Annotated in this window: 6 protein-coding genes; 4 read left to right on the top strand and 2 right to left on the bottom strand. The window is 43.3% G+C overall.

The window, feature by feature from the left end:
* Nucleotides 1–356 precede the first annotated feature (356 nt).
* Nucleotides 357–1,628 (top strand): toxin-antitoxin system YwqK family antitoxin, encoded by a 1,272-nt coding sequence (locus tag JWR61_RS01355; RefSeq protein ID WP_301926077.1) that lies wholly within the window; start codon nucleotides 357–359, stop codon nucleotides 1,626–1,628.
* Between the two features lie 642 nt (nucleotides 1,629–2,270).
* On the opposite strand, the gene JWR61_RS01350 is transcribed toward JWR61_RS01355, so the two are convergent.
* Both JWR61_RS01350 and JWR61_RS01345 read right to left on the bottom strand, forming a co-directional pair.
* A complete protein-coding gene (locus JWR61_RS01350; RefSeq protein ID WP_301926076.1) occupies nucleotides 2,271–3,404 on the bottom strand; it encodes an acyltransferase in 1,134 nt (377 codons plus the stop codon).
* A gap of 781 nt (nucleotides 3,405–4,185) precedes the next feature.
* Nucleotides 4,186–5,727 (bottom strand): RNA-directed DNA polymerase, encoded by a 1,542-nt coding sequence (locus JWR61_RS01345; protein WP_301926075.1) that lies wholly within the window; start codon nucleotides 5,725–5,727, stop codon nucleotides 4,186–4,188.
* A 322-nt stretch (nucleotides 5,728–6,049) separates the two neighbouring features.
* Here JWR61_RS01345 and JWR61_RS01340 point away from each other — a divergent pair, with 322 nt between their 5' ends.
* The 3 genes from JWR61_RS01340 (at nucleotide 6,050) to JWR61_RS01330 (ending at nucleotide 12,671) form a co-directional block, all read left to right on the top strand.
* Complete coding sequence (locus JWR61_RS01340) at nucleotides 6,050–9,280, top strand: DUF1553 domain-containing protein (protein ID WP_301926074.1); 3,231 nt, start codon at nucleotides 6,050–6,052, stop codon at nucleotides 9,278–9,280.
* A gap of 3 nt (nucleotides 9,281–9,283) precedes the next feature.
* A complete protein-coding gene (locus JWR61_RS01335; RefSeq protein WP_301926073.1) occupies nucleotides 9,284–10,813 on the top strand; it encodes a DUF1501 domain-containing protein in 1,530 nt (509 codons plus the stop codon).
* 751 nt (nucleotides 10,814–11,564) lie between these two features.
* Complete coding sequence (locus JWR61_RS01330; RefSeq protein ID WP_301926072.1) at nucleotides 11,565–12,671, top strand: 6-bladed beta-propeller; 1,107 nt, start codon at nucleotides 11,565–11,567, stop codon at nucleotides 12,669–12,671.
* The last annotated feature ends 121 nt before the right edge of the window (nucleotides 12,672–12,792 follow it).

The following is a 12,792-nucleotide window of genomic DNA, read 5'->3' as shown; positions in this document are numbered from 1 at the left end:
CTTTGTTAAATTTAGTGTGAAAGCCGCGCCGTGACAGAACTCCCACTTTTTGCTTTCCTTATTCTCTAACGATAACGTCGGGCATTTAATAATGTTTTCATTTTTAATGATCAGCGGTTCTATCCTTTCGCCGGAAATTCCATTTTTTATTTTGAGGTCGTACAACCAATTGCATTCGATAGCGTTTTACGGCTGTCCGATTCTATGAAAGTACTGTTAAAATATAAAGAGGTCGTAGCAACGTTCGGGTTTGCTGTTGTACTTCATCTCGGCAAAAATAATTTGCTGCCAATAAGGTCTTTAATTATAGAATGATGACTTTTTTATTATCTTAGCTATGTCTAATTTATTTGTCTATGAAAATTAAGCCCAGCTTACTCCGCACCTCAATAACCATTTTTATTTCCATCGCTCTTCCTGCGATCATTTTTGCGCAGAAAATAACCGATACCATTTTTTATAACAGTGGCTGGCAGATTTGTGAAAAATCAATTGCAACCAATTACAGAATAGGTACACTCGCCATTGATTCTTTTTGGTTTTTTACCGGTAAAATAAAAGACTACAGTATGGCCGATACCTTGCTGATGGAAGGCCAGTATACAGAAGACGGATACAAAACCGGGTTGTTCAAATTTTATTATCCCAACGGTAAATTAAGGATGATGGGAAGATATGAAAACGATAAAATGCGGGGCGCCTGGCAATGGTATTACGACAATGGACGCGTAAGAGCAATCATTATTTTTGATGGTGATGAGAAAGACTTTCAGTTTGTTCAGTATACTACAGCTGATGGTAAAAATACCCTGCAAAATGGAACCGGCGATTTTGAATGGTTCACCAGCTCCAAAAGTATTAACAGTTCAGGGTATATGGTAGATGGTAAATTTTTGAATGGCAACAGATCAGGCGTGTGGAAATTTTACCGGGTAAGGCAAGGCTATGACGATGTGATGTTGTTTAAGGAAAAATACAATGACGCTGGTGAATTTAAGAGAAAAATATTGGCAGGCAATTATTATGGCCTGCAATCAACAACCAGGTATGAAGATTACAATTTTGAGCCATCTAAAATTTTTATAACCGAGCGGATGGCCTATGATGATTTTTTTCGCAAGGGTGGCGATTCAACCGGTGATCTGGCCCTTAGAAGATATTTGCTGAATCGTAAAGCTGCTGAGATAATTGTAAAGGACAGCACATTTGAAAATGCATTGTTGTTCGTGATTCATACACTGGAAAATAACAGTAACCGGCTCGACTATCAGCACAAGGAAATTGATGGCAGTATTGAATTTAAGATTGGTGATAACGGTTATCCCGAAAATATCACCGTTACGGGAAATGGTATTATTGATAAGGAAAAGGAATTCATTATTTTTCTGCTGAGTAAGTTTCACAATATCCAGATGCCGGGTATGGGGTCAGTGGCCATCGAAGGGTATCATACCATATACCTTTATTCTGTAAATATGAAAGAGTTTGTGCCCGCTTCCATGAAAGATATGGTGAACAACGAATTGTTTTTTTCTACTTTAACAAAAGATAAGTTTGTCTCCCTGTTAAAGGCCTCGAAGAAAAAATTAAAAAAATACATCCGGGAAGAGTATTCGTATTATTGGTAACATCTGGATTTGTAGCGTGATAGTGGTTTAGGAAGCGCCTCTTTTATATACGTAGTTTAATCAGCGTCGGGGATTTCCCGGAAGCTGTCTTATTACTGTTAGTACTAGCTGTGAAAACACTTCCGGGACAGAATTTGTAAAGCATGCGGTTTATTTTTTATTGGTAAGGGGGCAGATCATTCCCACCTTCTTCGCAGCTGATAGCTGACATGTTGTATACATCTACGTTAGCTAACGTAGATATAACGTAGGGATGCCAGATCAATGTTGAAGAAAATGCAGTATTAGTATGTGGCAATTGAGCTAAGATTTATGTCTTTTAAATGAAGGGTGATCTGTCGGTCTTTTGTGCCGGCGGGATTTCCCAGCTTACATCAACAGTTATAAAGTGCTTACCGTACAACCATGACGCTGAGCAAATCAACCATTCGCTTGCACCCGTTCTACGGTTTTTTAGTCGTTATCTTACAGTATTGGTAAAGTGCGGGCGTTTTAGAAAGTTGCCTCTTTTACGGCTGCAGCTTAGTCAACGTCGGGGTTTTACGCAAGCTGTATTATTACTTTTAGTGCTGCTGCAAAAAAACGACCGAAAGAAATCGGATGGGAGTACACCAACTACGGCGACAGGATGTTTCCAGACCGCTAATCTCTTGACGGAATGAATGTGAACCGTCTTTTGAGGCGTAAAAATGGCTTTTCAAGAAAACGGTAAGATAGCAGTGCAATAAGCAGCGTGGCGACAAACGCGATTACAAAACCCACCTCATTTTTCCATTCAGCCAGGCCAATCATATTGCTGAATGATGCCAGTTCATTTTTAAATATGTGGTAAATAATCCAAAACATCGTTATGTGAAAGATATACATTCCGTAGGATATACGGCCGAGGTATGCCAGCGTACATGGCATGTATTTTTGAGGTGCACCATACAACGACAGGAAGAACAGTATTACGCCAGAGAGGATCAGCAACCAGCCAATGATGGCCTGCAGGGTAGTGGAAGTATGCGGGGAATCAGCATGAACTTCGCACACGATAGAGGCAATTAACCAGCAAATAAGACCTGCTATGAAGAGTACAAACCGTGCTGCAAAAGGCCAGCCGGGCTGCCAGCCTTTCATATAAATGGATAAAAGCATTCCTGCCGAAAAAAACTGGAACTGTACAAAGCTGTTTGTCCACTCCCCACTGAATCCCTGCGTGGGTTTCCGGGAATAATACAGGATTGCTAAATACGCGGCTGCCAGCGCAACAAAAGCAAAAACCTTCAGCCCCTTTTTACCAGTATAAAAAATAGCCAGGGGAAGTAAAATATAGAGTTGCTCTTCTACAGAAATGCTCCAGAGTGGGTTTATGGGATAGGAGGGTAGCCAATGGTGAAAAGTAATATACCAGTTGCCGGAAAATAAACTGAATGCAAGTTGTGTGTTAGGCGTAATATGCCCAAACAGGTCAGTGAATTGTGTGATTAAAACCATTCCAAAGAAGAAGGTAAAATACAGCGGCCATATGCGCAGTATTCGCCGGATATAAAACGATTGAATGCTGATTTTTCCGAACTGGTCGTTTTCTTTGGTAAGCAATTCTGTAATTAAAAATGCACTTAAAAAGAAGAGCGGTACGCCGAATACGCCTACTAAACTGAGGTGGTGTTCCCAATAATATTTATCGGGATCAATGGGTGCAAGGTCCATCCGGTGCGTAAAGAATACAAACAGAAATGCACATAAGCGTAGGATATCCAACTCTGGTTTATAGTATCTTTCTGCTGTCATTGCTAAAGGTGGTTTGATTCTGTCCCGGCGGGGTTTTCACAGCTTGCATCAACAATTAGAATGCGCTTACCGTGAAACCCCGACGCTGAGCAAATATACAATTAGGTTGTACCCGTTCTACGGTTTTGTTAGCTTTATCTTATGGCAATAAATTAACGCACAGCAATATATTTTCAACGGGAAGTGGATGCTGGCAAAGGATTTTGTTGAGTATGAACTCAGCAGCGATGCGTTTTATGAAATACAATTGGTTAGACATCACCGGCCTTTGCATTATTTGGATTTGTAAAGCTACTGCTGGTGGCAGAGTGGTAGCTTGTATCGATGTCGTGTATTTAGCGTCGGGGTTTCACGGAAGCTATTTTATTAACGTTAGTGCCTGCTGTGAAAACCCCGCCGGGACAGATTAAAATCGCGGATGAGAATGTAAATATATGAGATAATAAACGTTGTTGAAAAAAGGCAGTAGGGATATTGACCTGTTGGTGCCCTATGTACTTTTGTATTGTTGTAACACAAGAGGAGTGGATATCGTTTACGCAGTGTATTCAACGTCGGGGTTTCACGGAAGTTTTGTTATTAACGTTAGTGCTTGCTGTGAAAACCCCGCCGGGACAGAAAAATAGTCCTGCGAAATCAATGTATTACTATCATTCATTTTGTAGTGCTAGTAGCAGAAAAATGGTTGTATCCAATTGATGTACTGTATTAAACGTTGGGTTTTACGTTAACGGTGTTATTACTTTTGGCGCTTGCTATGCCCCCCAATATATAATAGAGACTATCGGGATTTTTTTTTGTCACTAATAACCATTGAGCAAATTGCTTTATTTACGACGTCCCCCTTTGAACTCTCTAAGCCTAGCCAGTGTTTTACTTCGTCTTCTGACAAAATTATCGACGAGTATAAGATGGCCCGTCTGTCCCAAATACCTAGGGTATCAAGACTATCTTTAACATCCTTTATAAAGGTTAAATTGTTTTCTCTCTTTGCTATTAGTGCTCTTTCTCGAATTCGAATTATTATAGAGTAATCAATAGTAAGAGAAATAGAATTAAAATGTTCATTTTGAAATAGAGTGAATACCCACATATTTATAAATGGTAGACTTAGGTACGGATTCTCCAAAAGGGCAGTAAATTTTTTTTCGTATTTTTTGACCGTTTGTTCGTTTAAAACTCTGTCAAAATAAATTACAATTTCTCTGATTACAGGTAACAGTCTACTGAAGTTCTTAAATATTTTTGGAATGATGTTCCTGATCTTATACCTTCCTGCTTGTCTTAAAATGTGACGCATTAGGCCTAGCTCAAGGTTATCGAATTTTAATGCTTCATCAAATAACTCAAGATAAGTTTCGGAACGGATTTTAAGTTTTTCAGGAGCTTCCAGTTCTTCAAATTCTTTTGTTTCTTCTGGAGATGCGTAATCGCCGCTTAAGCTTTCGAGTTTTTTGTGTATGGCATCTTTTTCAACAATACTCTCTTCACGTAAATATTCGGCGCCAAATTCTTCAACTTTTAAAATTTTTGTTTTGTCAGGCGACAGGACAAGTCGATGGTTAGAATAAAGATATTTCGTCAGTTCGTGTAGAAATGATTTAGCATCATATTCATCTTCAAAAAAGATATATAGGTCGTCGACATATTGAACGAATGAGCTTGTAAATCCAAGAATCTTTTTGTTTATATCACCCATTATTGCTTCGGCTATTAATATACTTGGTGCCGGTCCGACTGGTATTCCTCTGGAAACATTATAGTTTAATCCTCCTAGGAAATCCTCAATGATTTTTCCATCTTTTGAACCTGCTTCACTTAATACGTTATTAATCCTATGTAAATAAATTTGATTGTAAAAATCTACAATATCACACACAAGGACCACCCCGCCGTCAAAATCATCTGCCAAAGCTTCAGCTTGGGATAAAAATTCTCCGTACCCATTATATTCTTTTTCGAAATAGGAACCATTAATATCTGGTTTTATTCGATAAGAACATGCAATTTTTCTTCTTTCTGGAATTCTGTAATTCTCTATAATTAATGAATTTTCATAAAGTAACGCCGAATAAATAATACTGTCTAAAGGCTCTAGTTGGTGAACAACTCTAAAAGTGCTATTAGGTTTTAATGCCAAATAAATTACAGGGCTTTTAGCAGCATATTTATCTAAGTCAAGTTTTAATAAATATTCTTTAATATTTTTCCAATCCCTTTTTATTGCTTCGAATTCAAAAAGTCTAGGAAAGAAATCACTGTCATAATAGTGCGTCACATGTAATAACGCCCATTCTAAGGAAGTGTCTTGTATGTTATGCATATGAGAGAGTCAATTAATTTTAGCCAAGACTGTAAATGTAGGATATTAAAACCCATCGTTTCAAATATTGCATTAGAGACTAATGTTTTACCGTAATTTTTTTATCTCGATTTCAGGTAATCGTTATGCAAATTAATAACCGTCCCGCCGGTCCCTATACCCACAACAGCACAAGAGGGCGACGCAACGATGTTCCACATAGCTTCCTCAGCCCGGACCAATATTTTTGCTTTCTTTATGCCCACCTTCCGCCTGCTGTGCGTATTTAAATTTAACTGCTTAACTTAGACCAGCTAAATTTTCCCGCTTAAATTTTGTGCGAATGCGTTGCTGTACTGTGTATTTATTATTGTTGTTGCTGGCGGCAGGTCAGTTGTGGTCGTGCTCGCCGGGTTTGCCGAAAGACGTGGCGGCGGCCTACAAGGAACTGCCCGACAAGATTGATTATAACCTGCACGTAAAACCGGTGCTGTCGGATAAATGCTTTAGCTGTCACGGGCCGGATAAGGCCAAACAAAAAGCCGGGCTTCGGCTGGACATTGCTTCCTTCGCTTACGCCGCATTGCCCGAAAGTCCGGGTAAGGTGGCTATTGATCCCGGCAGCCTGCAGGGCAGCGAGCTGTTTCACCGCATTGTGTCAGACGACCCGGAATACAAAATGCCTTCGCAGAAATCGCACCTGAGTTTATCGGCTACCGAAAAAGCCATCCTGGTAAAATGGATTGAACAGGGCGCCCAATACAAACCGCACTGGGCTTTTGTGGCGCCAGAAAAACCTGTGGTACCTTCGGCAGGGGGCGACCGTTGGGCCGTTAACCCCATCGACCATTTCATTGCACAAAAGCTGGAGCAGGAAAAAATGAAGTCTTCGCCCGAAGCGGATAAGGCGCTGTTGTTAAGAAGGCTTTCGCTGGATTTAACGGGGCTGCCACCGACTACCGAAGAACTGGATGCTTTTATAAACGACGCTTCGGCCAATGCTTACGAAAAGCAGGTGGACCGCTTATTGCAGTCGCCGCACTATGGAGAAAAAATGGCGGTGGACTGGCTGGACCTTGCCCGCTTTGCGGATTCGCATGGCTATACCGTGGATGCGGTGAGGGATGTATCGCCTTACCGCGATTGGGTGATTGATGCGTTCAATACCAATTTTCCGTACAATAAATTTATTCAGTGGCAACTGGCCGGCGACCTGATGCCGCACCCGACGAAGGAGATGCTGATTGCCACCGCCTTTAACCGCATGCACCAGCAAAACCTGGAAGGCGGTATTATTGAAGACGAGTTTAAAGCGGAGTACGTGGTGGACCGGGTGAACACCACGGGCGTAGGCATGATGGGGCTTACGGTAGGCTGCGCCCGCTGTCACGATCATAAGTTTGACCCCATCTCTCAAAAAAATTATTATGAGCTCTTCAGCTTTTTTAATAACGTAAAAGAAGCAGGGCAGATTTCTTTTGATGGCACCATGCCTTCGCCCACTATTTTATTGCCCAACAAAGAAAAAGAAAACCTGCTGCGTTTTATCAACGATACCATTGCGGCGGAACAACAAACCATTGCAGCCGTCAGCACCAATGCCACGGCTGATTTTGACAAATGGTTGCAGGCAAAAAGCTACGCGACGCTGCAACAACAAAAAATTCCGCAGGCGGGTTTACAGGCCCGTTATGTATTTGATGATGGCTCTTTAAAAAATATTGTGCCTGGCAAAGTTGCCGGTAACATGAAGCGGGGTTTGGGTTATGAGAAAGGTGAGCCTCCGGTATTTGAACATCGGGATAACGGCAAGGCGCTGGCGTTGGGTGGTGATGAGTGGCTGGATGTAAAACCGGTGGGTGTGTTCCGCAAGGCGGACCCGTTTACAATTCACCTGGATATTTTTATTCCGCAAAACTTTAAGGAGGGCGTGATTTTTCATAAATGTGTGGCGGAGCGTTTGTACAATTACCGCGGCTATCATTTGTATTTTAAAAACGACCGGCTGGAAATGAACCTCTCTCATGCGGCACCGAGCAACGCCATTACGAAAGTGACCAAAGCGGCTTTACCAAGAGAAAAATGGATCGCGGTGACAGTAACCTATGATGGCAGTAGCAAAGCGGATGGCGTAAAATTATACCTCGACGGCAAAGAAGCGCCAATGGAAACCACCATGGACCAACTGGCAAAAGATATTTTAATCAATGGCAATGACCAGCCGGGGCTGCAGGTAGGAGCGTGGGACCGAGGCCTTGGTTTTAAAGGCGGTAAGGTAGATGATGTAACAGTATACAACCGGGCGCTCACCAGTTTTGAAGTAAAGGTATTGACCGGAGAGGCTAGCTGGGCTTCGGTTGCAGGAAAATTACCCAATCAGTTATCGCTGGATGAAACGGCTGTTTTGAAAGCTTATTATTTAAATGCGATTCATCCAGGTCTGCAGGCGGAGCAAAAGAAATTACAGCAGTTGCGCAACCGGCTGGCAGACTCTACCGAAAATATTCCGGAGCTGATGGTGATGCAGGAAATGCCGCAGCCGCGTAAAACACATATTTTGCTACGAGGCAATTATGATGCACCAGGTGATGAAGTGACTGCCAATACACCGGCATCTATTTTGCCCTTTGCACCCAACCTGCCCCGCAACCGCTATGGACTGGCGATGTGGATGACAGACCCGAAACATCCACTTACGGCAAGGGTAGCCGTTAACCGTTACTGGCAAAACTTTTTTGGTACCGGGCTGGTAAAAACAACGGAAGATTTTGGCAACCAGGGCGAGCTGCCAAGCCACCCCGAACTGCTGGACTGGCTGGCGGTTAATTTTATAGAATCAGGTTGGGATGTGAAAAAACTAAACAAGCTGATTGTGATGAGTGCCACTTACCGGCAATCGTCTGTGGCCAGTGCGGAGGCGAAAGCAAAAGACCCTGCCAACCGCTTGTTATCGCATGGTCCGGCTGTAAGGCTGAGTGCAGAAATGATGCGGGACAATGCCTTGCTGGCAAGTGGATTGCTGAACCCTGCCATCGGCGGTAAAAGCGTAAAGCCTTACCAGCCGCCGGGTTTGTGGGAGATTAACAATACCAGTTACCAGGCAGACTCAGGCAGTGCGGTGTACCGGCGCAGTCTGTATGTAATTGTAAAACGCTCGGTACCCAATCCTACGCTCTCAACCTTTGACGGCAGCTCCCGCAGTTATTGTGTGGTGCGGCGTCAGCCAACGAACACGCCTTTGCAGGCATTGGTCACACTGAACGATCCCACTTTTGTGGAGGCTTCCAAAGTGCTGGGAGAACAGCTCAGCAAGGAGCCGGACGTTGCGGAAGGCATTAAAAAAATCTACCGCAAATTAACCGGTGTTGTGCCGGATGAAAAGGAACTGGCCTTGCTGCAAAAACTGCAAGCTGGCCAACTGGACAAATTTAAAAAAGACCCCCGTAAAGCAAAGGGCTGGCTGGCAGCAGGGCAGTACGTGGCAAATAAAAATATGGATGCGGCCACGGTGGCAGCGAATGCCGTGGTGGCCAGTGTAATATTAAATTCAGATGCGGCGATTACAAAAAGATAAGCTATGAGTGAACATCATCATCATCACGACGAATTTAAACCGCATTTGCCCGAACTGGAGCAACTGAAACGCAACTGGGACCGGCGTAATTTTCTTACCAAAACCTCCATGGGGATTGGGGCAGTGGCGCTGGGCTCTTTGCTGGACAATGGGTTGTTTGGGAAAACGGCGAGCAATACCAAGCCAACGTCTGGCACTGCTGATGAGAACCTGGAAGCAGAAATTTTAAAAGCCATTCCGCATTTTGCACCTCGGGCCAAACGAATTGTTTATTTGTTTATGGCGGGTGGTCCGTCGCAGCTGGAGACTTTTGATTACAAACCCAAACTGGTGAATATGTTTGGTCAGCCTTTGCCGGACTCTGTGCGGCAGGGCCAGCGCCTTACGAGTATGAGTGCCAACCAGAGCATTTTACCGCTCGTGCCTTCCATTTATAAATTCAACCAGCACGGCGCTTCGCAAACCTGGGTGAGCGAATTGCTGCCGCATACGGCTGAAGTGGTAGATGATTTGTGCATCATCAAAACAGTGAATTCAGAAGCCATCAATCATGACCCGGCCATCACCTTTTTTCAAACCGGTAACCAGTTACCAGGACGGCCTTCTATCGGGTCATGGATCAGTTACGGGCTCGGGTCGGATAATGAAAACCTGCCTTCCTTTATTGTACTCGTGTCAAAAAATGCGGTGAAAGATCAGCCGTTGTATGCCCGGTTATGGGGCAATGGTTTTTTAGCGTCGGAGTACCAGGGCGTGCAGTTCAGGGCCGGAAAAGATCCGGTATTATTCCTCGACAACCCGGAAGGTTATGACGGCGCTGACCGCAAGGAAATGCTGGACTATCTTACAACGCTTAATAAGTATCAAAACGAAGCAAACGCCGATCCTGAAGTAGAGGCCCGCATTAAGCAATATGAAATGGCGTACCGTATGCAAACCTCCGTGCCGGATGTAATGGATATTTCTGACGAGCCGCAGGAAATATTTGACCTCTACGGTCCGGATAGCAAAGACCCCGGCACTTATGCGGCCAATTGCATCCTTGCCCGTAAACTATTAGAGAAGGATGTAAAGTTTGTGCAGCTTTATCACCAGGGGTGGGATCACCATGGCGGCTTGCCGGCAGGCATGGCCAAGCAATGCAAAGACACAGACCAGGCTACCGCAGCACTTATTAAAGATTTAAAAAGAAGAGGTTTGCTGGAAGATACGCTGGTAGTTTGGGGTGGAGAATTCGGCCGCACAGTGTATTCGCAAGGCAAATTACAACCGGATAATTATGGCCGCGATCATCATCCCCGTTGCTTTACGATGTGGATGGCGGGTGCTGGTGTAAAGCATGGTATCAGTTACGGCGAAACAGACGACTTTAGTTATAACATCATTAAAGACCCGGTGCATGTACACGATTTCCAGGCCACGCTGCTGAATATTATGGGTATTGATCATGAACGGTTTACTTATAAGTTCCAGGGAAGGCGGTTCAGGCTTACTGATGTGCAGGGGAAAGTGGTTAGGGATGTTTTGACTTGAGGAATAAAATTAAAAAGTAAAAATTAAAAAGTAAAAAGGCAAAACTGAAAGGCAAAATGCTGATGCGATGCAATTATGCGGCCTCGCCTGATTAGGATGCGACTATTCAAATTGAAAAAAGGTCTTTGTATTTATTTGAAGTGTTTGTATTGCCTACAATAATTAGTTAGTCTCTGCTTACTTCTTTGCCTTGATGCAAAGAAGTAACAAGAAAAATCAAGGCTGCGAATAAAAAGGCTGAAATTTTCAGCACAATCCTACAATCAAGGAACTCGCCGGAAAAGTAAAATACTTTGAAGGTTATGCCGGCTCAGACAGCCTTGATTGCTTAACGGATTGTACTGAAAATTTCTAGCACTTTTTATTCGAGGCCGTTTGAAGAGTAAGCGTTATTCGTACAGTTCATTGTTAAACCTGATCGAAAGCGAAGGAAGGTGAAGGAAAGAGAAGGCTCTTCAAATCGTTCTTCGAGTTGAACACAGTAACTGCATAAGACGCCTCTTTTTCTCCGGTCCCGCCTCAGGCGGGATTGAAAAAATGCGTAGCATATTTTTTCAAAGGGGAAAAAGCAGCGGCGTTGCAGTTACGCAGCCCCGCCGGCGGTAGAGGCGACTATTCGAATAGAAAAAACTTGGTAAGGTAAGTTTTTGTCAATTTATTAAATAGACTTTTGAAAAAGCGAATGGTGCTGCAAACAAATATTTTTATAAGTAGAAATCTAACAAGAAATACAACACACAAAAAATAACATATGCTTTCCAGAAGAAAATTTATCAGGAATTCGTCGATGGCTTCGGCCATTACGGTGGCTAAAACAAGCACCGCATTTACGATTTTGCACAAAGGCCTGAAGCCCGAAGAACCGTTGATCGGGCATGGTGGCTATAAGTACAAAGTAGATAAAGACTGGGCGAAAATCAGCGCCAATAGCAACCCTGTTTTTAACTGTCATGAAATGGTGCAAGACAGTAAGGGGCGGCTGATTATGCTGGGCGATGATACGCACAATAATATTTTGGTGTTTGATAAGTCGGGCAAGTTGCTGGATGCATGGGGTACATCCTGGCCGGGCGGTCATGGGTTAACCATTTCAAAAGAAGGAGGGGAAGATTTTTTACTGATCGTGGATTGTGGCTGGTTCCAGGACAGAACAGGCAACTGGAAAAGCCAGGCCGGGCAGGTGGTGAAAACAGACATCAATGGTCGAATCTTGTTTGCCATCGGGCATCCGCGTACCATTGGCATTTATAAAGACAACGAACCTTTTATGCCAACGGAAACGGCGGTGGCACCGAACGGCGATATTTATGTAGCAGATGGTTATGGCTCTGATTACATTATTCAATACAACAGCAAGGGCCAGTACATCCGGCATTTCGGCGGACATAACAATGCCAACCCCGAACACAATTTATCCAATGCACATGGTGTAGCCATTGATACAAGGGATAAAAATAAACCTGCTTTGATCATCACGTCGAGAGAAGAGAATTGTTTTAAGCTTTTTTCAATGGACGGAAAATTTATACAGCGGGCGGATACGCCGGGCATGTATGTTTGCCGTGCTGTACCGGATGGTGAAAATATTTATTCCGGTGTTTGCTGGTCGAAGGACGCTGCCGGAAAACGCAATGCCAACACTGGTTTTGTCACCATACTGGATGGTAAAAACCAGGTCGTGTCATGCCCCGGGGGCAATGCGCCGGTGTATAAGAATAATGTATTGCAACCTACGCTGCAGGCGCCTGAGAAAGTTTTTCAGCATTGTCATGATGTTTGTGTGGATGAAGATAAAAATCTGTACATCTGTCAGTGGAATGCGAATCATACTACGCCTATTAAATTAACACGCGTTTAAATGATGCTGCTTGTTCAGGAAAGTTGAAAAGACCTTTGTATTTATTTGAAGTGTTTGTATAGCCTGCAATAGGTAGTTAGCCTCTACTTTCTTTTTTTTCTTGATAAAAAAAAGAAACAAA

This window comes from Ferruginibacter sp. (genome assembly GCF_028288465.1).
Lineage (GTDB): Bacteria > Bacteroidota > Bacteroidia > Chitinophagales > Chitinophagaceae > Ferruginibacter.
Note: the sequence above shows the minus strand (reverse complement) of the source record. Positions and strands in the feature narration are given on the sequence as shown.